We start from the raw sequence: 22535 nt of genomic DNA, 5'->3' as shown, positions 1-22535 counted from the left end.
CCCGGCGTACGCCCTTCCTCCCGGGGGCGTACGCCGGGTCATTCCTCGACGAAGTACGACCAGAAGTCCACGGTGACCCGCCCCCCGAGGTCGCTCGCCCGCCCGCCGAACTCATGCCGCACATAGTCGGCGAGATCGTTCCCGTACACGATGATGTCCGTCTGGACCACGGACAGCACCGGATGCCCGCCCGCACCCCCCACCCCCGGCAGATACCGGTGCCCGTACACCGGCACCAGCTGCGGCACACCCTCCAGTTCACTCCGCGCGACCCGCACCGCCTCGTCCGTGCCGGCCGGCCTGGGCGCCCACCCCGGATACCAGAACCCGTTGTACTCCACGTCGAACAGCACCCCCTCCACCGGCCGCGCCAGCCGTGCCGCCAACTCCTCGTGGTCACCGTCCCGCCAGTCGGGCCAGCGTGCTGCCCCCCGGGGCAGCCCGACGGAGAGAAAAGCCCGATGATCAGCCGCGAACACAAACCCGAACCGGCTTTCGGCGGCGTCGAGTTCCTGCTCGGTGAGCCCCGGCCCGATCTCGGTCCGGAGCAGCCCTTGAAGGGCGCGGGCGGCGTCGGGGGTCAGCGGGGTGTCCATACCGGCAGCGTAGTGAGGGAGCGGCGTACCCCTCTCCAAGCACTGGCGCCATGCATCCGGCACCGTACCTGCTGCCGTTCCACGCGGGCGGTGACTCCAGCCGGTACGCCGTTCGGGCTGCCGGTGAATCAGGATGCCTTCCCCGCGGCTCCTGGGTAGCGTCCCCCGGGTGAATCCTCACCTCATCGACGATGTGCCCGACGGCCTGACCCGGCGAGCGCGGTACTTCGTCGCCGTGCACGGCGTCAAGGTCGACGTGCGCCCCGTCGAGGGCTGGGTGGAGTCGATCGCCCTGGCCCACCACGCATCCCTGTGGGCCAAACAGATCACCCAGTTCGTCGGTGACGACGCCGATGGCATCGACCTGAACGGCTACGCGCCCGTGCGCGAGGTGCGGGGCCTGTCCGACACCTGGTGGAGAGGGCCCGACTCCCTGGTGGCGGTCTACGGCGGGGAGGCCACGGCGCTCAACTTCCCGAGAGGGCGCGTCGCGGTGGTCTACTCCGGACTCGACGCGTGGGGACTGCGAGGCGATGCGGACGACGTCGGCTGACCTTGTCGTCCGACGGGGTTCGCCGGCCCCCGTCAACGGCCCGGAAAAGCAGACCGCACCCGGGCCGTCAGCGACGCCGTGGTCGGCGGACTGCGGCCCGGGTGCGGGCAGCTGAGCGGCGTGACCCGCGGAGGTGCAGGTCAGGCCGTTCAGAGGGAGATCAGGCCTTCTTGGTCTCCCAGAAGATCTTGTCGATCTCGGCGATCAGGTCGAGGGCCTTCTGGCCCGTCGCCGGGTCGGTCGAGCCCTTGGCGGCCGAGAGGGCCTTGAGGGCGTCGTTGACCAGCTGGTGGAGCTGGGGGTACTTCTCGAAGTGCGGGGGCTTGAAGTAGTCGCTCCACAGCACGGAGACGTGGTGCTTCGCCAGCTCGGCGCGCTGCTCCTTGATGACCACCGCGCGGGCCCGGAAGTGCGGGTCCTCGTTGGCCTGGTACTTCTCCTGGACGGCCTTGACGGACTCCGCCTCGATGCGGGCCTGGGCCGGGTCGTACACGCCGCAGGGGAGGTCGCAGTGGGCGCTGACCTTCACCTTGGGGGCAAACAGGCGGGAAAGCATGGAGCTGTCCTTCCTCGTGATCGTCTTCTCAGGTGGGACATTACTCCGTGAGAGACGTGAATTCGTGGGTGCCCCCATGGGCTTAGGCCAAAAGTCCAGGGTGAGGATGAGACCAGTGGCCGAATGTACGTAACCCTGTGGGGGACACGGTGTACGGGACGGACCGGGGAGGTGCGGGAGAGATGCGGGAGGTGCCTGAGGTGCCGGAGCCGGCCGGGGAGCAGCCCGGACGGGGGGCGGGGGCGCGGGCGCGGTTCCAGGTGGTGGAGGTGACGGGGCCCTCGATGGTGCCCACGCTCCATCACGGGGACTGGCTGCTCGTGCGGTACGGGGCGCGGGTGCGGACCGGGGACGTGGTGATCCTGCGTCATCCGTTCCAGCAGGACCTGCTGGTGGTGAAGCGGGCCGCGGAGCGGCGGGCCGGCGGATGGTGGGTGCTGGGGGACAACACGTTCGCGGGCGGGGACAGCACGGACTACGGGGTGGTGCCGGAGGAGCTGGTGCTGGCCAGGGTCCTGGTGCGGTACCGGCCGCTGACGAAGGATCAGCGCTCGGTGCTGGGCGCCGTCGGCTGGGCCGTGTCCGCGCTGCGGCCGGTCTCGTCGGCGCGGCCGGGCGCGGCGGCGCGTTCGGTCTCCAGGCGTTTGCGGGCCCGGTAGGCCGCCACGTTGGCACGGGTCGCGCAGCGGTCCGAGCAGTAGCGGCGCGAGCGGTTGGTCGAGGTGTCGAGGTAGGCGTTGCGGCACGGCGCCGCCTCGCACAGGCCGAGCCGGTCCGCGCCGTACGAGGTCAGGTGGAAGGCGAGCCCCATCGCCGCGATCGCCGCGTAGCCCGAGGTGGCGTTGGACGGGTGGTCGGCCAGATGCATGTGCCAGTCGGGCTTCCCGTCCGAGTCCCGGTGGTCGTGCCCGGAGATCTGCGGGCTCACCGGGAACTCCAGCAGCAGGGAGTTCAGCAGGTCGACCGCCAGGGTCTCGTCGCCGGTGTCGGCCGCCTCGAAGACCGCCCGCAGCCGGGCCCGTACCGACCGGAAACGCGTCACGTCCGCGTCCGTCGCGCGCCGCGCCGCCTGCTGGTTGACGCCGAACAGTTCGCGGACCGCCTCGACCGAGGTGAGCGTGTCCTTGCCGCGGGCCGGCTCCTCGGTGTTGACCAGGCGCACGGCGTAGTCCGAGTAATAGGCCAGTTCCACTTGTAGTCCTTACGGCGTCGGTCTAAAGTCGGTCCGGTGGTGAAGTAATGGGCTGTTGCCAGTCCAGGGTATTACATCGGGAGGTACGGATGACCGAGACAGTGACCGGCGCCGACTGGCAGGCCTGGCAGACGAGCTGGGACCGCCAGCAGGAGTGGTACATGCCCGACCGTGAGGAGCGCTTCCGGGTGATGCTCGACATGATCGAGGCCTTCACCGGACCCGCCCCGCGGGTGCTCGACCTCGCCTGCGGTACGGGAAGTATTACGGACCGGCTGCTCCGCCGGTTCCCGGAGGCCACCAGCACCGGCGTCGACCTGGACCCGGCCCTGCTCGCCATCGCCCGCGGATCCTTCGCCGGGGACGAGCGGGTCGCCTTCGTCACCGCCGACCTCAAGGACCCCGACTGGACGGCGAAGCTGCCGTACGACGCGTACGACGCGGTCCTCACCGCCACCGCCCTGCACTGGCTGCACAGCGAACCGCTCGCCGCGCTCTACGGGCAGATCGGCGGGCTCGTCCGCGACGGCGGCGTCTTCATGAACGCCGACCACATGATCGACACCGGCACCCCCCGGATCAACGCCGCCGAGCGCGCCCACCGGCACGCCGGCATGGACCGGGCCAAGGCCGCCGGGGCCCTCGACTGGGCCGAATGGTGGGCCCTGGCCGCCAAGGACCCGGTCCTCGCCGGACCGACCGCCGAACGGTTCGCCATCTACGGAGAGCACGCCGACGGCGACATGCCGTCCGCGGCCTGGCACGCCGACACCCTGCGCGCCTCCGGTTTCGCCGAGGCCCGTGCCGTCTGGTCCTCGCCCTCCGACAGCCTGGTGCTCGCGGTGAAGTAGCCGGCCCCGCCCTCCGGCGGCCCTGCCGCGCACCTTCCGGCCTCCCGGTTCTTGCCCTGGAGCGGGACGGGGGAGAACCATGGTCCGGGGCGGTGCGGACGACGGTCCGCGCCGCCCCGCCAACATTTCCGGAAACCCCTGCAACCCCGGCGCCCACCCGCCGCACTGGAAGGGTGAGACGGTCCGCGCCCGCGGACCCGGAGAGGGGCGCTGACGATGCGGAGCGATGACGACGCCGCGCTGCACGCCTTCGTCGAGAGCCGACGCACCGCACTCTTCCGCAGCGCCTACCTGCTCTGCGGAGACCGGCACGAGGCCGAGGACCTGGTCCAGGCCACGCTGGTCAAGGTGGTGCTCGGCGGACGGCGGCACGGACGGCTCGACAACATCGAGGCGTACGCGCGCAAGACGTTGGTCAACACCTTCATCGCGGCCCGCCGCCGGTTCTGGCGGCGCGAGCACTCGTACGGCGAGCTGCCCGACCGGGCGGCCCACGCACCCGACACGGACACCGGCCTCGCGGTACGGGCGGCGCTCGCCCGTCTCACGCCCAGGCAGCGGGCCGTACTGGTGCTGCGCTACTGGGAGGACCTGAGCGTCGAGGCCACCGCCGCGGTGCTCGGGATGCGGGAGAACACGGTCAAGAGCCACACGGCTCGGGGGTTGGCGGCGCTGCGCGCCGAGATGGCGGAGGAACTGGTATGAGCGACGTACGGGAACTGCTGGGGCGGGCCGCGGAGGACGCGGGGCACCCGGTGATCAGCACCGAGGTGGTGTACGCCAGGGCCGCACGGGTCCGCAGGCGGCGCCGCGCCGTCGTGTCGGCCGCCGCGGTGTGCGCGGTCGCGGCGGGGGCGTTCGCCCTGCCCGGCCTCACCGCCGGACCGGAGAACAGCCCGCGGACCGCGTCGGTGGCGGCCCCGGTCGCGGCCGACGGCGGCCGCGCCGAGCGGGTGGCCGCGCTGCTGCCCGAGGGCGTCGGCGCGATCCAGCAGGTGTCGCTGGCGCAGATCATCAAGAACGCGACACCCGCCCAGGCCAAGGAGAAGCTCTACGGACCGCTGGACGGGCAGTACGCCGTGCGCCGCGACGGCGGCGTCGGCTATCTGACCATCACCCTCCAGCCGGCGAAGTCCCTGGAGAGGAAGCGCGGCGGCTTCCCGCCCGAGGCCGACCTGTGCCACCCGGGCAACGGCGAGCCCGCGCCCGCCGACTGCGTCCGCGAGGCGCTGCCGGACGGCCGCGTGCTCACCCTCTGGAGCGACGCCATGAACTACGGCGACGGCACCCCGCAGTGGGGGCCCGAACTGGTGGCCCGCCTGACCCTGAAGGACGGATCCGAACTGGCCGTGCGCGACAGCACCGGTTTCGAGTCCGACCGTTCCCAGGGACCGCTCCTGAAGACGCCGCCGCTCACCCGTGAACAGCTGCGCGCCCTCGCGCTCCGGCCGGAGCTGGTCGCGAAGAAGTAGCCGGCCGCGAAGAAGCAGCCGGCCGCCGGGACACGACGAGGGCGGTACGGAACCGGTCCGTACCGCCCTCGTCGCGTGCGTCCTACAGCACCTTCGACAGGAACGACTTCGTCCGGTCGTGCTGCGGACGGGTCAGGACGTCGCGCGGATGGCCGGACTCGACCACCACACCGTCGTCCATGAAGACCAGCGCGTCGCCCACCTCGCGGGCGAAGCCCATCTCATGGGTGACGACGATCATCGTCATCCCGTCCTCGGCCAGTCCGCGCATCACGTCCAGGACGTCGCCGACCAGCTCCGGGTCGAGCGCCGAGGTCGGCTCGTCGAAGAGCATCAGCTTCGGCTCCATGGCCAGCGCACGGGCGATCGCCACGCGCTGCTGCTGGCCCCCGGAGAGCTGCGAGGGATAGTTCCTCGCCTTGTCGGACAGGCCGACGCGGTCCAGCAGGCGTTCCGCGCGGGCGCGGGCGACCGCCTTGGACTCCCGCCTGACCTGGACCGGCGCCTCCATGACGTTCTCCAGCGCCGTCATGTGGGGGAACAGGTTGAAGCGCTGGAAGACCATGCCGATGTCCCGGCGCTTCAGCGCGACCTCGCTGTCCTTCAGCTCGTAGAGCTTGTCGCCCTTCTGGCGGTAGCCCACCAGTTCGCCGTCCACGTACAGCCGGCCGGCGCTGATCTGCTCCAGGTGGTTGATGCACCGCAGGAACGTCGACTTGCCGGAACCGGACGGGCCGATCAGACAGAACACCTCGCGCGGGGCGACCTCCAGGTCGATGCCCTTGAGGATGTGCGCGGTGCCGAAGGACTTGTGGACGCCCTCGGCCTTCACCATGGCGGTCATGCCATGCCTCCCTTCGGGCGGCCCAGCGACAGCACGTTGGTCCGGAGCTTCTGCAGCGGTGTGGGCGGCAGACTGCGGCTGGATCCGCGTGCGTAGTACCGCTCCAGGTAGTACTGCCCGACGCTGAGCACCGAGGTCATGATCAGGTACCAGGCGGCGGCGAGGAAGTACATCTCCACCGGCGACCCGGAACTCTGCCCGATGTCCTGGGCGTTCTTGAACAGTTCGTAGAACTGGACGGCCGCCACCAGCGAGGTCGTCTTGAGCATGTTGATGACCTCGTTGCCCGTCGGCGGCACGATCACGCGCATCGCCTGCGGGATGATCACCCGGCGCAGCGTCTTGCTGTGGCTCATGCCCAGCGCGTGCGAGGCCTCCGTCTGGCCCTCGTCGACCGAGAGCAGTCCGGCGCGGCAGATCTCCGCCATGTACGCGGCCTCGTTGAGACCGAGCCCGAGCAGCGCCGTCAGCAGCGGCGTCATGAAGCTCGACCAGTAGTCCTTGTAGATCGGCCCGAGGTTGATGTACTCGAAGACCAGACCCAGGTTGAACCAGACGAACAGCTGGACGAGGACCGGGGTGCCCCGGAAGAACCAGATGTAGAACCACGCGATCGACGAGGTCACCGGGTTCTTCGACAGGCGCATCACGGCCAGCAGGACGCCGCCGACCACGCCGATCACCATCGACAGCGCGGTCAGCAGCAGGGTCTGGCCGACGCCGTCGATGATGCGGTCGTCGAAGAAGTAGTCCGGGACCGCACCCCAGTTGATTTTGCCCTGGCTGAAGGCGTAGACGATCGAGGCGAGTGCGGCGAGGGCGACGAGCGCCGCGACGTACCGGCCGTAGTGCCGGACCGGGATCGCCCGGATGGTCTCCGGGGCGGCCGTCGCGGCGGTGGGGGGCGCGGCCGGGACGTCGTCCGGGCCCGTCTTCTTGATGTCAGTCACGGCTGATGCCTTTCATCGCCGGATCCGGTCAGGAGCCGCCGTTCACCTTGGCCTCGGTGATGGCACCGGCCTCGACGCCCCACTTGGCGATGATCTTCTCGTACTCGCCGTTCTTGATGATCGCGTCCATGGCCGCCTTGATGGCCTTGGTCAGCTGGTCGTTGCCCTTGGCGACGGCGATGCCGTACGGGGCGGCCTCGACCTGCTCGCCGACGAGCTGGAAGTCCTTGCCGCCGCCCGAGGTCTTCACCGCGTACGCGGCGACCGGGAAGTCGGACGAGCCGGCGTCGGCACCGCCCGAGCGCAGCCGGGTCTGGGCCTCCAGGTCGGTGTCGTAGGACTCGATGGCGATCTTCTTGCCGCCGGTGCACTTCTTGGACTCGGCCTTGGCCAGGTCGTTGGAGACCGTGTTGCGCTGGACGGCGATCTTCTTGCCGCAGAGGTCCGCCCAGGTCTTGATCCCCTGGTCGTCCCCCTTCTTGGTGTAGATGGAGACGCCCGCGGTGAAGTAGTCGATGAAGTCGACGCCCTCGCCGACCTTCTTCTTCGTCTCGGGGTCGACACCGTTCTGACGGTCCTTGGTGTCGGTCATCGCCGACATCGCCAGGTCGTAGCGCTTGGCGCGCAGACCCGTGATCAGGGTGTCGAAGGTGCCGTTCTCGAACTGGAACTCCACGCCCAGCTCCTTGCCGAGCGCGGCGGCGAGGTCCGGGTCGATGCCGACGGTCTTGCCGGACTTGTCCTTGAATTCGACCGGCGGGTACGCGATGTCCGAACCGACCTTGATGACGCCCTTGGACTTGATGTCCGCCGGGAGCAGGTCGGCGGGGGAGGACCCGCCGTCACCCGACTGGGCCGAGGCCGAAGCGGCGTCGGTCGTGTCGTTCTTCGTCTGGTCGCCGCAGGCGGTCAGCAGCATGGTGCCGGCGACCGCGATGGCGCCGACCGCGGCAAGCCGGGACTTAGCGGTTCGACGGATGGTGCGTGCGGTCATGGTGGGGCTCCTCCGGCAGGTGAGGGGGGCATTGCCAGGCGATTGACACACAGCGTCGGGAGTCGCCGCCTTGTGTGATTACGGCATCTTGCCATTCGGACTAGCCCAAACAGGGGGCGCAGCATGTCAAAATCGGGTAACGGGACACCCCCGTAGCCAGTGGGCCGGCACACACAGGCCGGACCTTTCTCTGGAAACGCTTCTTCCTGCCGGAAGATCCTCCGCCTCGGACCCGTTCCGGGCGGATTTCGTCTCGGTGGGCCGACGTGCGCGTATGTCCCCCTATGAGACGCGTCACCGTGGGCATACCGACTCGTCCGCGGTACCCCCTGTCCGGTAAGAAGGACGCTTACACCCCTCATCCGGGGCTCAGGGCGCGTGTGCGGCGCGCCCGCGCGTACGTAGTTCCCCCTGCCGGGGCGGGCCAAATCGCCCGGCGCAGGGCATGTACGCGGTGCCCGCCCACCCCTCCTCAACCAGGAGTGGCCACCCTCAAACGATGAAGACTTAAGGGGTCAACACCATGGCAGCGGAGATCGTCAACCCTCGCAGCGACAGCAGTACGGAGAGCGCCACGGACGAGCCGTTCGATCCGGCCTTCGCGCTCCACCGGGGCGGGAAGATGGCCGTGCGGGCCACCGTCCCGATCCGGGACAGGGACGACCTGTCCCTCGCCTACACACCGGGCGTGGCGAAGGTGTGCAGCGCCATCGCCGAGAATCCCGAGCTCGTGCACGACTACACCTGGAAGTCCCAGGTCGTCGCGGTCGTCACGGACGGCACCGCGGTGCTGGGGCTCGGCGACATCGGGCCCGAGGCCTCCCTCCCCGTGATGGAGGGCAAGGCCATCCTGTTCAAGCAGTTCGGCGGGGTGGACGCGGTGCCGATCGCGCTCGCGACCACCGACACGGACGAGATCGTGGAGACCGTCGTCCGGCTCGCCCCGTCCTTCGGGGGCGTCAACCTGGAGGACATCTCGGCGCCGCGCTGCTTCGAGATCGAGCGCCGGCTCCAGGAGCGGCTCGACATCCCGGTCTTCCACGACGACCAGCACGGCACCGCCGTGGTCACCCTCGCGGCCCTGCGCAACGCGGCGAAGCTCTCCGGGCGCAGCCTCGGCGATCTGCGCGGCGTGATCTCGGGCGCGGGCGCCGCGGGCGCGGCCATCGCCAAGTTCCTCCTGGAGGCCGGGATCGGCGATGTCGCCGTCGCCGACCGCAAGGGCATCGTCAGCCGGGACCGCGAGGACCTGACCGACGTCAAGCGCGAGCTGGCCGCACTCACCAACCGGGCCGGGCTCTCGGGCCCGCTGGAGGTGGCGCTGGCGGGCGCCGACGTCTTCATCGGCGTCTCCGGCGGTACGGTCCCGGAGGCGGCCGTCGCCTCCATGGCCCCCGGGGCCTTCGTCTTCGCCATGGCGAACCCGAACCCCGAGGTCCACCCCGACATCGCGCACAAGTACGCGGCCGTCGTGGCGACCGGGCGGTCCGACTACCCCAACCAGATCAACAACGTCCTGGCGTTCCCCGGCATCTTCGCCGGCGCGCTCCAGGTGCGGGCCTCGCGGATCACCGAGGGCATGAAGATCGCCGCGGCGAACGCGCTGGCCGACGTGGTGGGCGACGAGCTGGCCGCCGACTACGTGATCCCGTCGCCGTTCGACGAGCGGGTCGCCCCCGCCGTCACGGCCGCCGTGGCCGCCGCCGCCCGCGCGGAGGGCGTCGCCCGGCGCTGAGTCCGGGCGGGCGGAGAAACGGGGCCGGTGTCTCCCCCGGGGACACCGGCCTCTGCCGTTGGCGCGGGGCGGCGCGTGTCACAGCCGCAGCCGGTTACGCGGGAGTAGCGCGGCCCCTATCGTCGGCCCCATGTTCGCCGCCTACGCATCCCGCCTCGACCGCGACCACCCCCTCGACGGCCTTGAGCTGGGCGAACGCCCGGCCCCTCAGGCGCGTCCCGGGTGGACCACCGTCAACGTCCGGGCCGCCTCCCTCAATCACCACGACCTCTGGTCCCTGCGCGGCGTCGGCCTCGCCGAGGACCGGCTGCCGATGATCCTCGGCTGCGACGCCGCGGGCGTCGACCAGGACGGCAACGAGGTCGTCCTGCACTCCGTCATCGGCCAGACCGGCCACGGAGTCGGTCCCGACGAGCCCCGGTCCATCCTCACCGAGCGCTACCAGGGCACCTTCGCCGAGCAGGTCACCGTCCCCAGCTGGAACGTGCTGCCCAAGCCGAAGGAGCTGAGCTTCGAGGAGGCCGCCTGCCTGCCCACCGCCTGGCTCACCGCGTACCGCATGCTCTTCACCAACGCCGGGGTGCGGCCCGGTGACTCCGTGCTGGTGCAGGGCGCCGGCGGTGGGGTCGCGACGGCCGCGATCGTGCTCGGCCGGGCCGCCGGGCTGCGGGTGTACGCCACCAGCCGCGACGAGGCCAAGCGCCGGCGGGCCGTCGAACTCGGCGCCGTCGAGGCGTACGAGCCCGGCGCGCGGCTGCCGCACCGGGTCGACGCCGTCATCGAGACCGTCGGCGCCGCCACCTGGTCGCACTCCGTCAAATCGCTGCGCCCCGGCGGCACCCTGGTCATCTCCGGTGCCACCAGCGGCGACCGCCCCGCGCACGCCGAGCTGACCCGCATCTTCTTCCTGGAGCTGAAGGTCGTCGGCTCGACCATGGGGTCCCGGGACGAACTGGAGGACCTGCTCTCCTTCTGCGCCGCCACCGGGGTGCGGCCCGTGATCGACGAGGTGCTGCCCCTCGACCGGGCCCGGGAGGGCTTCGAACGGATGGACTCGGGCGGCCAGTTCGGGAAGATCGTGCTCACCGTCAACCAGGGTTGACACCTCCCGGATGTCAACGTAAGTTGACATCATGACGGAAGCAACGGATCTCGCCGAGCGTGCGGGCGACCGCGACCCCCGGGTGGGGCTGCGGTCGGTCGCCGCGCTGCGGCGGCTGCTGGAGCAGCTCGAAGCCGTACAGGTCAGAAGCGCCCGGGTGCAGGGCTGGTCGTGGCAGGAGATCGCGGCCGAACTGGGCGTCAGCCGACAGGCCGTGCACAAGAAGTACGGGAGGCATTGATGTTCGAGCGATTCACCAAGGGCGCCCGCGCCACCGTGACGGGCGCCGTGACCCTGGCCGAACGGGCGGGCGCGGACCGCGTCACCGAGGAGCATCTGCTCCTCGGCCTGTTCGACACGGCCGAGGGGCGGGCCTCGTTCGCCCTCGGGGCCCTGGGCCTCGTGGACCACCGGGCCGCGGTCGAGGCCGCGCTGTTCGAGGCGCGCAGGCGCGGCGGCATGAGCAGGGCCGACGCCGACGCCCTCGCGGACATCGGCATCGACCTCACCGCGGTCGTCTCCCGGATCGAGGAGGCGCACGGCGAGGGCGCCCTGTGGGACGGGCGCCGCCCCCGGCGCGGCCGCACCGGCGCCCCGCGCTTCAGCCGGCCGGCCAAGAAGATCCTGGAGAGGTCGCTGCGGATCGCGCTCGGCCGCGGCGACCGCTTCATCGGCGAGGAGCACCTGCTGCTCGCCCTCACCGCCACGCCCGGCGTGGTCGCCGACGTCCTCGCCGAACACGGCGCGACGTACGCGACGGTCGAACGCGCCCTGTACGGCGAGGGCGGCGCGGGCCGGGAGCGCAGGGCGGGCTGAGCGCGGGGCGGGTTCCGACGGCGGGCGTCCCGCCTGCCGCCGGAACCCCGCCGGAACTCCGGCCTACGTCCCGGCGCCTCCGCCGTCCTCCGTGTCGCCGCGCAGCAGCGCGCCGATGTGCGCCGCCGCCGTGGACAGATGGCGGCGGGCCTCCGCGAGCTGGTCCTCCGTCACCCCCCGGTCCCTGGCCGCGTCCCGGATGTCGTCACGGAAGCGGTCGAGCAGCCGGTCCAGATCGCGCGCCGGATCGCCCGTGCCGCCGGTGTCCTTGCCCCATTCGGGATCCGTGTCCGCGGCGTCCGGCTTGATGTACGGGGCCCAGGTGCCGGTACGGGCGAAGCCGCCCAGCTGACCGGTGATCTCGGCCAGCCCCTCGCGCACGCCCGCGGGCCAGTCGCCCCGGGCGAAGTGCTCCTGGACCTGACGGGCGGCGTTCTGCATCTGCTCACGCGCCCGGTCCTGGGCCTCCTTGGCCTGACGGCGGGCCCGCTGGGCCTCCTCGCGGGCGCGCCGGGACTCGTCCTTCGCCCGGCGGGCCTGCTCCTTCCACTCCTGCTTCGCCTTGCGCAGCTCCTCCTTCGCGCTGCGCCAGGCCTCCTTGTCGCCCAGATCGGCGAAGTCGCCGAGATCGCCGAACGGGGAGGACCCGCCCGCCTTGCGGCCCGCGCGGGAGGGGCCGGGGTGCCGGGACTCGTCGGCCGCCGCGCGCATCTCGCTGCGCAGCTGACCGGCCGCGCCCCGCACGTCGTCGCGGATCTCGGCGGCCAGCTCGGAGACCGACTCCCTGATCTCCAGCTCCAGATCGGCCAGCTCGCCGGTGCGCCCGGCCAGTTCGGCGCGGCCCGCGTCGGTGATCGAGTACACCTTGCGGCCGCCCTCGGTGGCATGGGTGACCAGGCCCTCGGCCTCCAGTTTGGCCAGCCGGGGGTAGACCGTGCCCGCCGAGGGCGCGTACAGGCCCTGGAACCGCTCCTCCAGGAGGCGGATCACCTCGTAGCCGTGGCGCGGGGCCTCGTCGAGCAGCTTCAGCAGATAGAGGCGGAGGCGGCCGTGGGCGAATACGGGCGGCATGTCAGAGCACCTTTCCGGTCGGCTCGGCGTCGTGCGGACCGTCCTCGGCGGGCGGGCGGCGCAGCAGGGCGATCGATCCCGAGACCGTCGTCGCCCTCAGTGTGCCCGTGCCGGAGCCCAGGGTGCCCGTGATCTTCTTCGCACCCCACTGGCCGCTGACCCGCAGGTCCTCGAAGCCGTTGGAGACGGAACCGCTGGCGGTGTTCGCCTCCACCTTCGCGTCGGCCGGGTGGGGCAGCCGGATGGCGATCTCGCCGGAGACCGTGGTCAGCCGGATGTCGGCAGGGCGGCCCGTCGGGTCCAGGTCGAGCACCATGTCGCCGCTGACCGATTCGGCCTTCACCGCCGTGCCCGCGCCCTCGACGACGGTCAGATCGCCGGAGACGGACTGGAAGCGCAGCTCCCCGGTGACGCGCTGGGCCTCCACATTGCCGGAGACGGTCTCCGCGCCGACCGGGCCGGCGAGCCCGACGAGCGTGGTGTCGCCGGTCACGCCGCGGACGTCGGTGCGTCCGCGCACCCCGGAGACGAAGGCCCCGGCCCCGACCACGCCGACCTCCACCCGGGAACCGGCCGGGACGGCCAGCGAGACCTCGGCACGGCGGGTCCAGCCCTTGCGGTCCAGCCACTTGAGGAGGCCGTGCCAGGCCAGGTCCTCGTACGCGACCGTCAGGACGCCGTCCTCCTGGGTGACCACCAGCGGCGGTCCCTCGATGCCGGAGACCTCCAGCCGGGCGGTCGGTTCGTCGGTGCCGACGACATTGACCGTGCCGTTGACGATGCGGACGTTCAGCGCGGTCACGGGTTCCTCGAAGGCGAGCTTGCGCGGCTCGGCGACGGCCCACGTCGACACAGGCATGGATCTGACCTCCCAGGGAGTGCGACGACGCAACATATCGCGTCTCTTGAAGAACACGATATATCGCGGATTCGTGAAGTCAAGACGCGAGGGGAGGGGATGGGGGAGTGCCCATACGGGATCAAAAGAGGTCATCACGGGTGGATCTGCCCTACCGTGTGGGGCATGGACGCGACCTCACCCGTGGGTGCACTGCTGCTGTGCCGGGCCGAACCGGAGACCGTGCGGCCGGTCGCCCAACTGCTGCGCGACCGGATGCTGCTGGCCCCCGCCGGGGACGGCTGGAGCGTGCTGGTGCCCGAGGGGCGTCCCTGGCGGGGCGGGGGCGACGACGCCGGGGCACCGGCACCGGACGGGACCGTGGAACCCGTCGACCGGGTGCTCGGCGGCTGGGCCACCGCGCTCGCGGTCGGATCCACCTGGCCGGTCCTCGCACTGTGGTGGGACGCCGACCGGGCCGGATACACGCTGGCCGCCGGGTTCCGCCGCCCGGTCGGCTACGTCTGGCTCGCGGACGGCACCCCGGCCGGCGAGGACGAGGCGATGCGGACGTTCGCCGAGCGGCTCGGCCTCGATCCCGTCCTGGACGTCCAGGTCCTGGAGGCGCTGACCCGGCCCGATCCGGAGGCCGACGGACGGGCCAGGCTGCGCGGGCTGCTCGCCGTCCTCACCCGCACCGGGCTGGAGCTTCCGCCGGGACTCGACCCGGGCGAGCCCTCGCACCGGCTGGCGGCGGGTGCGGACGCCTGGCCGCACGCCGAGCGGATCACCTGGACCGGCTGGCGCGACGCGGTCCTGGCCGAACTCGACGTCGTGGAGTCCAGCCGCGTCGGCCCCTGGATGCGCGGACCCCGGGCCCGCGCCCTGGCGGGCGCCCAGCTCGCGGCGGGTCTGCCCCTCGCCCTCTGGGGCGCGTCCCGGCGCAGCGGCGGCTGGGTCGTCGCCGGGGTCCTGCTGATGGCGCACGGGGCGCTGGGGCTGGCGTACGACCGGATCAGGGACGACGGTCCGGGCGGCACGTCCCCGGGGAACGGGGCCTGAACGCGGGGGCCCCGGGCCCCGGCGTTCAGGCCCGGTCCGGCTCCGGTCCGCCGGGCGGGTCCTACTCCTCGTCGTCCTCGTCGTCCAGCCGGGCCAGCCACGTGGCCAGCCGCTCGACCGGAACCTCGAAGTCGGGGTTCAGGTCGACGAACGTACGCAGCTGCTCGGCGAGCCACTCGAACGTGACCTCTTCCTCGCCACGCCGCTTCTCCAGCTCCTCGATACCGCGGTCGGTGAAGTACATACCCACAGTTTAAGGGCCTGTCGGACGCCGTTCGGACGCGGTCGCGGAGCCCCGCGCGCACGGTCGAGAACCGACCCGCCGCCCCCTCGCGTCATGGTCGATGTCTCTCGCATCGGCCCCCTGCGGCCGTTAATCTGCGGGTAGTTGGGGAACGGGGGGTTCATGGAGGACAACGGGTCCCGCATCACGCGCATCGAGATGCCGGACGGCACACCGGTCTGGGCGCGCATCTCCGGGGCCGGGGAACTGGACGGGCCCGAGCCGGGCGGTCTCACGTTCACCGACACCGGCTTCGCCGGTGACGTCGCCGACCGGGTGCAGGCCGGGGTGCAGGCCCGGGTCGAGAGCCTGCACTCCGTCGTGACGAGCGTCGCGCGCTCGCTCGCCGTACCGCTGCGGGCCGTCCGGCCGGACGCCGTCAGCGTCGAGTTCGGCATCGAGCTGACCGCCAAGTCCGGCAGGGTCGTCGGGCTCCTCGCGGACGGCGAGGCCAAGGGCGCGATCAAGGTGACGCTCACCTGGAACGGCGGCGGCCCCCCGGTCGACCCGCCGGCCCCCGCCGCCCCGCCCGCGCAGATCCCGGCCCCGTCACCCGCACCGGCCCCCGCGGGACCCTTGGTGCCGGCCCCCGCGGGGCCGCCCGTGCCGCCGCCCCTTCCCGCGCACGCCCCGTCCGCGCCCCCGGTGCCCGAACCGGCCGCCGGCGCACCCGTGGTGGCGCCGCGCGCCGGGGCAGACCCCGGCGCACCGGCCCATCCGGACGGCGCGGACGGCACCGACGGCGACGGGGCATGACCTCGGACGGCGGCTGGGGCGCAGAGGAGGACCGGCGCCGCTACGAGCGTGCGCTCATGGCCCTCGTCCAGGACGCCACCGTACGAATTCACCGGCCCCCGTCCGGGTATGCCCCTGAAGGGCCGGGGGACTTCCTGGGGAGCGGCTTCTTCATCGCTCCGAGCTGGATTCTCACGTGCGCGCACGTGGCGATGCGCGGGGAGGGGGGCGCGGTGAACGTGGTGTTCCGGAGCGACCGGTACGGCGGCGACCGTGCCGAGGTCCCCGGCCGCGTCGTCGTCGCCCTGCCCGGCGCCCGGCCGCCCGGGGCCGGCGGCTGGCCCGCCCCCGACCTGGCGCTCGTCCAGCTCACCCGCCCGGTCGAGCACTCCTGCGTCTATGTCACCGAACGCTCCGGCGGACTGCTCTGGGGCAGCGACATCCGCTGCGTCGGCTGGGCCGACGCGCCCGGCGGCGAACTGAACCTGCTCAGCGGCGCCTACCGGGTGCGCGGCGCGTACGGGGCCGCCGACGACGTCGACCAGCTCGTCCGGCTGGACGAGGACTGGCTGGTGCCGGGCATGTCCGGCGGGCCCGTGATCGACTTCGCCCGCGGCGAGGTGGTCGGGGTCGTCAAATCGCAGCTGGACCGGCAGCAGGGCGGCATCGCCGTCGGCATCGAGCGGCTGCGCACCCTCAAGGTGCCGTCCACCCCCATGGAGGCGGAGACCGACGACGTCTACCAGGCCGTCTTCCACGCGCACGACCGCTACCACGCCGACCGCCACAACAGCGCGGCCGGAACCGAGCGCACCTGGGCCGACGTGCAGAGCGAACTGCCCGTCCCGCCCGGCGGGGTCCTCGGCCCCAAGCGCCGCGCGGACCTGCTGGGCCGGCTCGCCGAACTCACCCCGCCCGCCAGCACCCGCTCCCTGCTCAACCTGCTCGACGGCCTGCCCGGCGTCTACTCCCGCGACCACCGCCCCGCCCCGCGCGGCTGGCGCGACGGCCTGGGCGTCCTCTACGACACCGAGGCCCGCGACCGTACGGCCCGCTTCGAGCTGATCGTCCGCTACTGCCTGGGCGTCCTCGCAGCCGACCGGCCCCACGGCCGGCTCTCGGTGCGCAACGCCAAGGCGCTGTGGGGCTGGGCGAAGACGATCGCCGACGTCGAACTGCCCCGTGACCTGCGCCGCCGGCTCGACCAGGAGTGGGCGGACATCCGGCTGGGCCTGGAGCAGAACCGCCAGCAGGCCGTCCCGCCCCCGCCCGCCGAACCCGTCCGCGACGGGGAACGCGACGGGGTCGTCCTCCGCATCGACCAGCAGGGCTGGGCACGCGGCCGCTACGACTGGCGGGTCTCCGTCGGCCGGCACACCGGCGAGGCGCAGCCCATCGACGAGGACAGCCGGGGCGTGCCGCTCGACACCGTGCCCGACCGGCTCGCCGCCGCGCTGACCGAGGCGTTCCGCCGCTGCGACGAACCGGGCAGCCCGGCCGTGCTCTACGCCGTCGTCGCACCCGGGCAGTTCGGACTGCCGGTCGACGGCTGGACGCTGACCCCGGACGGGCCGCCGCTCGGATCCGTACGCCCCGTGGTGCTGAGCAGCTCCTACCGGGGCCCGGACGGCACCGGCCCGGACGACGCGGAGCCCGGCCACCGGCCCGGCGCCCTCGCTCCCGGCATCCGGGCCGAGGTGGTCGACTGCGAGGACGATGTGCGGGTACGCGTACCGGAGGTGGCCGGGCTGCGCTCCCTGCCGCCCGCCACCGTGCCCGTCCTGTGCCGTTACGGATCGCGGCCGGACGCCGAGGCCACGGCCGGGGTGGTGCGGCTGATCGACGCCGGGTTCGCGGCGGCGCTGATCCAGCGGCGGCCCGCCGAGGCGGATCTGGTGTGCCGGGCCTTCCACCGGGGCGTGGGCCGGACGGTGCCGGAGGCCGGGACCCACGAGCGGCTGCCGTGGGCGGTCCACGAGCTGCGCCGCGGGGTGAGCGCGGGACGGTCGGAGCTGTACTGGTCCGACGGCGTCGCCCTCTACGTCCGCGACGCGCCCCACGAACTGCCCGGAGCCGACGACCCGTTCCTGGTGGCGCCGTGAACGGCGCCGTCGGGGGACAGCTCCGACCCGATCCCCGGGGCCGCGCCGGCCGGCCCCTTAACGGGAGTGTGCCGGATCGCTACGGTGAGGCGGCGGCGGGTGCGACGGCCGCCGTCCGTGGCGGACGAGTGACATCGAGGAACACGTTATGAGTGAATCCAGCGAGTGGCTCATCTACCGGGGCATCGGCGAACCCCACGACGACGTACCCCGGCTGCCCCCGCCGCCGCCCTGGCGTGACTTCGCCGGCGGACGGGAGGGCGAGAGCGGCGCGGGCGAGTCGGCCGACCGCCGTCTGGGCATTCCCGGACGCGTCGCCGAGGAGCACCGGCCGGGCGCCGAGGAACTGGAAATGATCAACGCCGCGCTCTATCTGCGGCGCCCGCTGCTGGTCACCGGGGACCCCGGGGCGGGTAAGAGCACCCTGGCCCACTCCGTCGCCCGGGAGCTGGAGTTCGGCAAGGTGCTGCGCTGGCCCGTCGTCAGCCGCACCACCCTCCAGGACGGGCTCTACCACTACGACGCCATCGCCCGGCTCCAGGACGTCCAGATCGCCTCGCACGCCGCGGCGGGCGGCGGCGAGCCCGCCGACTCGGCCCAGAGCGTGGGCAGTTACATCCGCCTCGGCCCGCTCGGCACGGCGCTGCTGCCCTCGGACCGGCCCCGGGTGCTGCTCATCGACGAACTCGACAAGAGCGACATCGACCTTCCCAACGACCTCCTGAACGTCCTGGAGGAGGGCGAGTTCGCCGTCCCCGAACTGGAACGGATCGCGGACCGGCTGCCGGACGGCGAGGCCGTCGTGCTGGACCACGACGGCAACAAGGTGCGGATCAAGGGCGGCCGGGTGCAGTGCCGGGCCTTCCCCTTCGTGGTGCTCACCAGCAACGGGGAGCGCGACTTCCCCGCGCCGCTTATGCGCCGCTGCGTCCACCTGGAGCTGGGGCGCCCCGACCACAAGCGGCTGGCGGCCTTCGTCAAGGCGCATCTGGGCGAGGAGGCGGCCCGCTCCAGCGAGGACCTGATCACGCACTTCCTGGAGCGTTCGCGCAGCGAACTCCTCGCCACGGACCAGCTGCTCAACGCGATCTACCTCACCCAGACCGCCGCCCCCACCGGCCGCGACCGCCTCGCGGACCTGCTCATCCAGCGACTCGACCGGCCGAGGTGACGACGCGATGGACGGGGCGGACGAGGTGAGAGGCGCGGCATCGGCCCGGGAGGCGGGTGCCTCCGCGGGGGCGGACGGGGGGCCGGTGCCGGCCGCGGAGCCCCGGGCCGACGCGGGGCGGGCCGGGGAGGACGCGCTGACGGCGCTGGTCGTCCGGCTGCGCGGCGCCGGGCTCGATCCCGACGTCGAGCAGCTCTGCGACGCGCTCTGGCTGGCGCGCTGGACCCGGGGCACGGAGACGGAACCCGCGGACACCGCCGCGGACGCCCACGGCGAGGGCGGCCCCGGAACGGGGGAGGCGACGGCGGAGCGGACCGCCGGAACGGACTCCGCGAACGCGGGCCCCGGCCCCGGCCCCGGGGAGACCGCCCCCGACCCCGGAGCCGACGACGAGGCCGCCGAGGACGCGCCCCGCCCCCGGGCCGACGGCAAGGTCGCGCTGTACCCGCTGCCCGGCCGCTCCCGCCCGGACCGCGACGACAGCGCCCCGCCCGACGGCCGGAGCACCCCGGCACCCGGCCCCGCGACCGTGCTCACCTTCGGCGTGCCCGCCGCCCCCGTGCTGCCCGCACCCATCGAACTGACCCGCGCCTTACGCCCGTTGCAGCGCTACCGTCCCGCGTCCGCCCCGCTGCGCCGCGTCCTGGACGAGACGGCGACGGCCGAGCGCAGCGCGCGGGCCGGCGGGACCGTGATACCGGTGTTCCGGGGCGTGCGCCGGGCCGACGCCATCCTCCAGTGCGTCATGGACGCCTCCACCTCGATGCTGGTCTGGGACCGGCTTTTCGGTGAACTCCAGCGCATCTTCGCGCAGTTGGGCGCCTTCCGGGATGTGCAGGCGCGCTACCTCCACCAGGGCCCGGACGGCGGCTGCGCCGTCAGCCGCAGCTCCGACCCGGCCGCCGCCCCGCTGCACTCCGCCGACCGGCTGAGCGATCCGACCGGGCGCCGCGTCACCGTCCTGATCAGCGACTGCGCCGGACCGCTCTGGCACAGCGGCCGGGCCCACCGGCTGCTGCACCAGCTGGCCCGGCAGGCCCCGGTCGCCGTCCTCCAGCCGCTGCCGCAGCGCATGTGGAACCGCACCAGGCTGCCCGTCACCTTCGGCTCCCTCACCCGCGGCGACGGCCCCTCCGGGGCGGCCCTCCTCAAGGTCACCGAGGACACCGGGACCGGCCCGGCCGTGCACCCGGGCGCCCTGGCGGTCCCGGTGCTGCCACCCGTACCGGAGGCGCTGGCCGCCTGGGCCCGGCTGCTGTCGGGGACGGGCGCCGGGATCGACGGAGCGGTCGGCTGGGTCCGGGCCGACCAGCCGGCGGCCGCCGCCCAGCGCTCCGGCGGCACGCTCTCCTCGCTCCAGCTCGTCAGCCGCTTCCGCTCGGTGGCCTCGCCCGCCGCCGGACAGCTGGCCGTCTATCTGGCCGCCGCGCCCCTCTACCTCCCGGTGATGCAGCTCGTCCAGCGCACGATGCTGCCCCACTCCGGCCCCTCCGAACTGGCCGAGGTGCTGCTCAGCGGACTGCTGACCCGCGCGGACGGGGGCGGCGGACGCGGCCAGTGGTACGCGTTCGAGCCCGGCGTCCAGGACGCGCTGCTCGGCCCGCTCGGCCGTGACGAGGCCCTGCTCGTCCTCAAGCACTGCTCGCAGTACATCGAGCAGCGGTTCGGCAAGGGCGGCCCCAACTTCCCGGCCCTGGCCCTGGCCCAGCTGGGCGAGGGCCCACGGCACGGCACGGCACGGACCACCGGGGGCGCGGCGGGGGGCGAGGGACCGGGCCCGGACGCGTACGGGACGGAGCCGGAGGAGCCGGAGGACCACGACGACACGGAGTACGGCGACGAGGGCGAGGAGCGGACCGGGACACCCGGCCGCGGCGCCCGGCCCGGGACCGCGGGCGGCTGGGGCGGTCCGGGCGCGGGGCGCGACGTCCCCCACGCCTTCGCCGAGGTCGCGGCCCGGGTGCTGGAGCGCTTCATGCCGATGCCCCCGAGCTTCGTACCCCGCGACACCCCGGTCCCGGACGCGGCCGCCGGCACCAGCCCCGCCGTGGAGCAGGCCCGGTCCCTGGTGCGGCAGTTCGACGCCGACCGGTCGGTGCAGCGCCTCATGGACGCCGTGCAACTGCTGCGCGGGGCCGCCGAGAACGGGCCCCGGCCCGCCGGACCCGAGGTCTGGGCCGAGTACGCCCGCTGCGCCCTGCGGCTCTGGGAGGTCCGCGGCGGCGCCGATCTGCTGAACGAGGCGGGACGCGCGGCCGAACGGGCCGTCGACCACCCCGGCGCGGTCCGCGAACGCGCGGTGCTCGCCCAGGTCCTCCACGCCGCGGCCGACGACCGCCGCCGCCACGGGGACCGCCGGGGCGCCCTGGAACTCCTGCGCCGCGCCGAACGCGAATACACCGCCGCCTGCGCCGCACCCGGCATGGCACCCGCCGAGGCCCTGCGCCTCACCCTCGAACGCGTACGGGCACTGGAGGCGCAGTGGCGGCTCGACGGCGACAGCGCCCTGCTGCAGAGCGCCTGCGGCATGCTGGAGGCCTTCGCCGACGCCTGGCCCGACCGGGAGAACCGCCCGGCCGCCCTGCCGCTCCAGCACGGCCGCACCCTGCTCAAACTCTCCGGCGTCACCGACGACCCGGAACAGTCCCGCCAGTACGCCCGCCAGGCGGCGCGCTCCCTGCGCGCGGCCCTCGCCCAGGGCGGCGTCCGCACCGCGAACACCAACGGCCGCATCGTGCTGGACCTGGTGGACGCGCTGCTCGCCTCGGGCGACGAGCCGGAGGAGGCCGCGGTCCTGACCGGGCAGGCCCTGGAGACCGTACGCGACCACCGGCAGCGCGCCCAGCTCCAGGCCAGGGCCGGCCGCGCCCACAGCGCCCGGTACGACCACACCGGCGACCCCGGCGAACTCGTCGCCGCCACCGAATGGTTCGCGCGGGCCGCCCGGGGCATCCCCCGCGACTCCCGCGCCTACACCGACCTCCTCGCCGAATGGGGCGCGACCCTGCTCCGCCGCGCCGCGCTCCCGGACGGCCGCCCCTACATCGGGGACGCCGTACGCGTACTGCGCGACTGCCGCTCCGAGATGCCGGCCGGCGGCGCCCACCAGTCCGAGCGCCTGCTGATGCTGGGCCGCGCCCTGATGCTCCGCCACCACGCCACCGCGGACCGGGTGGACCTGCGCGAGGCCGAGTACCTCTTCAGGCTGGCCGCCGAGGAGGCCACCGACCCGCACAACGCCGCCCGCTGCTGGCTCGACCTGGGCCGCACCCTCCTCCGGGCGGCCGACGTCCTCGACCGGCCCGCCCGCCGCGACGAGGCCGCCGAGGCCTTCCGGTCCGCCGCCGAATCCGCCACCGACGCGCAAACGGAGCCCAGCAGTCCGCAACGCGCCCGCGAAGCAGTCGAGTTGGCTGCTACAGCCAACCACTGGCGGGGTATGACCTACGAGAGAGCGGGCCGCCCCCGGGCCGCGCGGGACGCGTACCGGGCGGCCCGCCAGGAGTGGCGCAAACTGCCCGACGGCGGCGGTTCGGCCGGTGAGTCCACCGCCGAGCGGCTGGCCGAACTGGAGAACTGAGCGCGGCCCGCCCGACGACGTGCGGGCCCGCG

23 protein-coding genes are annotated in these 22535 nt (G+C 73.3%); 14 read left to right on the top strand and 9 right to left on the bottom strand.

Features of this window, described 5'->3' with window-relative positions:
* Positions 1-38 precede the first annotated feature (38 nt).
* A complete protein-coding gene (locus ACZ4FH_RS04890; protein ID WP_467302276.1) occupies positions 39-596 on the bottom strand; it encodes an SMI1/KNR4 family protein in 558 nt (185 codons plus the stop codon).
* A 169-nt stretch (positions 597-765) separates the two neighbouring features.
* Between ACZ4FH_RS04890 and ACZ4FH_RS04885 the strand changes: the two genes are divergently transcribed.
* Positions 766-1149 carry a hypothetical protein gene (locus ACZ4FH_RS04885; protein WP_467302274.1) on the top strand — a complete coding sequence of 128 codons (384 nt, stop codon included), beginning with the start codon at positions 766-768 and terminating at the stop codon, positions 1147-1149.
* 160 nt (positions 1150-1309) lie between these two features.
* Here ACZ4FH_RS04885 and sodN read toward each other — a convergent pair whose 3' ends face one another.
* The gene (gene sodN, locus ACZ4FH_RS04880) at positions 1310-1705 is read right to left on the bottom strand and encodes a superoxide dismutase, Ni (RefSeq protein ID WP_148020672.1); all 396 of its coding nucleotides are present in this window, start codon (positions 1703-1705) and stop codon (positions 1310-1312) included.
* Between the two features lie 182 nt (positions 1706-1887).
* Between sodN and sodX the strand changes: the two genes are divergently transcribed.
* Positions 1888-2364, top strand: coding sequence for a nickel-type superoxide dismutase maturation protease (sodX, locus tag ACZ4FH_RS04875; protein WP_467302273.1), 477 nt, complete (start codon positions 1888-1890; stop codon positions 2362-2364).
* On the opposite strand, the gene ACZ4FH_RS04870 is transcribed toward sodX, so the two are convergent.
* Complete coding sequence (locus ACZ4FH_RS04870; RefSeq protein WP_467302271.1) at positions 2250-2897, bottom strand: CGNR zinc finger domain-containing protein; 648 nt, start codon at positions 2895-2897, stop codon at positions 2250-2252. The two genes, sodX and ACZ4FH_RS04870, sit on opposite strands and share 115 nt — an antisense overlap.
* Positions 2898-2986: 89 nt before the next feature.
* Here ACZ4FH_RS04870 and ACZ4FH_RS04865 point away from each other — a divergent pair, with 89 nt between their 5' ends.
* The 3 genes from ACZ4FH_RS04865 (at position 2987) to ACZ4FH_RS04855 (ending at position 5220) form a co-directional block, all read left to right on the top strand.
* Positions 2987-3748 (top strand): class I SAM-dependent methyltransferase, encoded by a 762-nt coding sequence (locus ACZ4FH_RS04865; protein ID WP_467302270.1) that lies wholly within the window; start codon positions 2987-2989, stop codon positions 3746-3748.
* 216 nt (positions 3749-3964) lie between these two features.
* Entirely contained in the window at positions 3965-4453 is a 489-nt protein-coding gene (locus ACZ4FH_RS04860) for a SigE family RNA polymerase sigma factor (RefSeq protein ID WP_451434297.1), read from the top strand.
* Positions 4450-5220 carry a hypothetical protein gene (locus ACZ4FH_RS04855; RefSeq protein ID WP_467302267.1) on the top strand — a complete coding sequence of 257 codons (771 nt, stop codon included), beginning with the start codon at positions 4450-4452 and terminating at the stop codon, positions 5218-5220. Before ACZ4FH_RS04860 ends, ACZ4FH_RS04855 begins: the two co-directional genes overlap by 4 nt.
* A gap of 82 nt (positions 5221-5302) precedes the next feature.
* Here ACZ4FH_RS04855 and ACZ4FH_RS04850 read toward each other — a convergent pair whose 3' ends face one another.
* Genes ACZ4FH_RS04850 through ACZ4FH_RS04840 form a run of 3 tightly spaced genes read right to left on the bottom strand, consistent with a single transcriptional unit; the run spans position 5303 to position 8008 of the window.
* Positions 5303-6064 carry an amino acid ABC transporter ATP-binding protein gene (locus ACZ4FH_RS04850; RefSeq protein WP_467302266.1) on the bottom strand — a complete coding sequence of 254 codons (762 nt, stop codon included), beginning with the start codon at positions 6062-6064 and terminating at the stop codon, positions 5303-5305.
* Positions 6061-7014, bottom strand: a complete 954-nt coding sequence (locus tag ACZ4FH_RS04845) for an amino acid ABC transporter permease (RefSeq protein ID WP_467302264.1) — start codon at positions 7012-7014, stop codon at positions 6061-6063. The genes ACZ4FH_RS04850 and ACZ4FH_RS04845 overlap by 4 nt, the downstream gene beginning before the upstream one ends.
* Positions 7015-7042: 28 nt before the next feature.
* Positions 7043-8008: an ABC transporter substrate-binding protein gene (locus ACZ4FH_RS04840; RefSeq protein ID WP_467302263.1), complete on the bottom strand. Its 966-nt coding sequence runs from the start codon at positions 8006-8008 to the stop codon at positions 7043-7045.
* A 523-nt stretch (positions 8009-8531) separates the two neighbouring features.
* Here ACZ4FH_RS04840 and ACZ4FH_RS04835 point away from each other — a divergent pair.
* The 4 genes from ACZ4FH_RS04835 (at position 8532) to ACZ4FH_RS04820 (ending at position 11661) form a co-directional block, all read left to right on the top strand.
* Positions 8532-9743, top strand: a complete 1212-nt coding sequence (locus ACZ4FH_RS04835) for an NAD(P)-dependent malic enzyme (protein ID WP_383634920.1) — start codon at positions 8532-8534, stop codon at positions 9741-9743.
* A gap of 130 nt (positions 9744-9873) precedes the next feature.
* On the top strand, positions 9874-10845 hold the full coding sequence (locus tag ACZ4FH_RS04830) for a zinc-binding dehydrogenase (RefSeq protein WP_467302260.1): 972 nt from the start codon (positions 9874-9876) through the stop codon (positions 10843-10845).
* Between the two features lie 31 nt (positions 10846-10876).
* Positions 10877-11086, top strand: a complete 210-nt coding sequence (locus ACZ4FH_RS04825) for a sigma factor-like helix-turn-helix DNA-binding protein (RefSeq protein WP_266782775.1) — start codon at positions 10877-10879, stop codon at positions 11084-11086.
* Positions 11086-11661, top strand: coding sequence for a Clp protease N-terminal domain-containing protein (locus ACZ4FH_RS04820; RefSeq protein WP_467302257.1), 576 nt, complete (start codon positions 11086-11088; stop codon positions 11659-11661). The genes ACZ4FH_RS04825 and ACZ4FH_RS04820 overlap by 1 nt, the downstream gene beginning before the upstream one ends.
* Before the next feature lie 63 nt (positions 11662-11724).
* On the opposite strand, the gene ACZ4FH_RS04815 is transcribed toward ACZ4FH_RS04820, so the two are convergent.
* Both ACZ4FH_RS04815 and ACZ4FH_RS04810 read right to left on the bottom strand, forming a co-directional pair.
* Positions 11725-12732 (bottom strand): PadR family transcriptional regulator, encoded by a 1008-nt coding sequence (locus ACZ4FH_RS04815; RefSeq protein WP_467302255.1) that lies wholly within the window; start codon positions 12730-12732, stop codon positions 11725-11727.
* Between the two features lies 1 nt (position 12733).
* Complete coding sequence (locus tag ACZ4FH_RS04810) at positions 12734-13591, bottom strand: DUF4097 family beta strand repeat-containing protein (RefSeq protein ID WP_467302253.1); 858 nt, start codon at positions 13589-13591, stop codon at positions 12734-12736.
* 165 nt (positions 13592-13756) lie between these two features.
* On the opposite strand from ACZ4FH_RS04810, the gene ACZ4FH_RS04805 reads away from it, so the two are divergent.
* Positions 13757-14632 (top strand): hypothetical protein, encoded by an 876-nt coding sequence (locus ACZ4FH_RS04805; RefSeq protein ID WP_467302252.1) that lies wholly within the window; start codon positions 13757-13759, stop codon positions 14630-14632.
* Between the two features lie 61 nt (positions 14633-14693).
* Here the strand turns inward: ACZ4FH_RS04805 and ACZ4FH_RS04800 are convergent, their stop codons facing one another.
* Positions 14694-14876 (bottom strand): DUF6104 family protein, encoded by a 183-nt coding sequence (locus ACZ4FH_RS04800; RefSeq protein ID WP_005312030.1) that lies wholly within the window; start codon positions 14874-14876, stop codon positions 14694-14696.
* Between the two features lie 162 nt (positions 14877-15038).
* On the opposite strand from ACZ4FH_RS04800, the gene ACZ4FH_RS04795 reads away from it, so the two are divergent.
* The 4 genes from ACZ4FH_RS04795 to ACZ4FH_RS04780 all read left to right on the top strand — a co-directional run bounded on the left by ACZ4FH_RS04795 (position 15039) and on the right by ACZ4FH_RS04780 (position 22503).
* Complete coding sequence (locus ACZ4FH_RS04795) at positions 15039-15671, top strand: CU044_2847 family protein (protein WP_467302250.1); 633 nt, start codon at positions 15039-15041, stop codon at positions 15669-15671.
* Entirely contained in the window at positions 15668-17752 is a 2085-nt protein-coding gene (locus ACZ4FH_RS04790) for a VMAP-C domain-containing protein (protein ID WP_467302248.1), read from the top strand. The genes ACZ4FH_RS04795 and ACZ4FH_RS04790 overlap by 4 nt, the downstream gene beginning before the upstream one ends.
* A 148-nt stretch (positions 17753-17900) precedes the next feature.
* Entirely contained in the window at positions 17901-18923 is a 1023-nt protein-coding gene (locus ACZ4FH_RS04785; protein ID WP_467302246.1) for an AAA family ATPase, read from the top strand.
* 7 nt (positions 18924-18930) lie between these two features.
* Positions 18931-22503, top strand: coding sequence for an SAV_2336 N-terminal domain-related protein (locus ACZ4FH_RS04780; protein WP_467302244.1), 3573 nt, complete (start codon positions 18931-18933; stop codon positions 22501-22503).
* Positions 22504-22535: the final 32 nt, after the last annotated feature.

This window comes from Streptomyces sp. NPDC024555, assembly GCF_055559335.1.
Note: the sequence above shows the minus strand (reverse complement) of the source record. Positions and strands in the feature narration are given on the sequence as shown.

Bases quoted from the DNA above. Each gene is read 5' to 3' on its own strand.
- sodN (WP_148020672.1), bottom strand. From the start codon at position 1,705: ATGCTTTCCCGCCTGTTTGCCCCCAAGGTGAAGGTCAGCGCCCACTGC.
- ACZ4FH_RS04860 (WP_451434297.1), top strand. From the start codon at position 3,965: ATGCGGAGCGATGACGACGCCGCGCTGCACGCCTTCGTCGAGAGCCGA.
- ACZ4FH_RS04865 (WP_467302270.1), top strand. From the start codon at position 2,987: ATGACCGAGACAGTGACCGGCGCCGACTGGCAGGCCTGGCAGACGAGC.
- ACZ4FH_RS04815 (WP_467302255.1), bottom strand. From the start codon at position 12,732: ATGCCGCCCGTATTCGCCCACGGCCGCCTCCGCCTCTATCTGCTGAAG.
- sodX (WP_467302273.1), top strand. From the start codon at position 1,888: ATGCGGGAGGTGCCTGAGGTGCCGGAGCCGGCCGGGGAGCAGCCCGGA.
- ACZ4FH_RS04800 (WP_005312030.1), bottom strand. From the start codon at position 14,876: ATGTACTTCACCGACCGCGGTATCGAGGAGCTGGAGAAGCGGCGTGGC.
- ACZ4FH_RS04890 (WP_467302276.1), bottom strand. From the start codon at position 596: ATGGACACCCCGCTGACCCCCGACGCCGCCCGCGCCCTTCAAGGGCTG.
- ACZ4FH_RS04820 (WP_467302257.1), top strand. From the start codon at position 11,086: ATGTTCGAGCGATTCACCAAGGGCGCCCGCGCCACCGTGACGGGCGCC.
- ACZ4FH_RS04855 (WP_467302267.1), top strand. From the start codon at position 4,450: ATGAGCGACGTACGGGAACTGCTGGGGCGGGCCGCGGAGGACGCGGGG.
- ACZ4FH_RS04810 (WP_467302253.1), bottom strand. From the start codon at position 13,591: ATGCCTGTGTCGACGTGGGCCGTCGCCGAGCCGCGCAAGCTCGCCTTC.
- ACZ4FH_RS04805 (WP_467302252.1), top strand. From the start codon at position 13,757: ATGGACGCGACCTCACCCGTGGGTGCACTGCTGCTGTGCCGGGCCGAA.
- ACZ4FH_RS04825 (WP_266782775.1), top strand. From the start codon at position 10,877: ATGACGGAAGCAACGGATCTCGCCGAGCGTGCGGGCGACCGCGACCCC.
- ACZ4FH_RS04840 (WP_467302263.1), bottom strand. From the start codon at position 8,008: ATGACCGCACGCACCATCCGTCGAACCGCTAAGTCCCGGCTTGCCGCG.
- ACZ4FH_RS04790 (WP_467302248.1), top strand. From the start codon at position 15,668: ATGACCTCGGACGGCGGCTGGGGCGCAGAGGAGGACCGGCGCCGCTAC.
- ACZ4FH_RS04835 (WP_383634920.1), top strand. From the start codon at position 8,532: ATGGCAGCGGAGATCGTCAACCCTCGCAGCGACAGCAGTACGGAGAGC.
- ACZ4FH_RS04780 (WP_467302244.1), top strand. From the start codon at position 18,931: ATGGACGGGGCGGACGAGGTGAGAGGCGCGGCATCGGCCCGGGAGGCG.
- ACZ4FH_RS04795 (WP_467302250.1), top strand. From the start codon at position 15,039: ATGGAGGACAACGGGTCCCGCATCACGCGCATCGAGATGCCGGACGGC.
- ACZ4FH_RS04850 (WP_467302266.1), bottom strand. From the start codon at position 6,064: ATGACCGCCATGGTGAAGGCCGAGGGCGTCCACAAGTCCTTCGGCACC.
- ACZ4FH_RS04785 (WP_467302246.1), top strand. From the start codon at position 17,901: ATGAGTGAATCCAGCGAGTGGCTCATCTACCGGGGCATCGGCGAACCC.
- ACZ4FH_RS04830 (WP_467302260.1), top strand. From the start codon at position 9,874: ATGTTCGCCGCCTACGCATCCCGCCTCGACCGCGACCACCCCCTCGAC.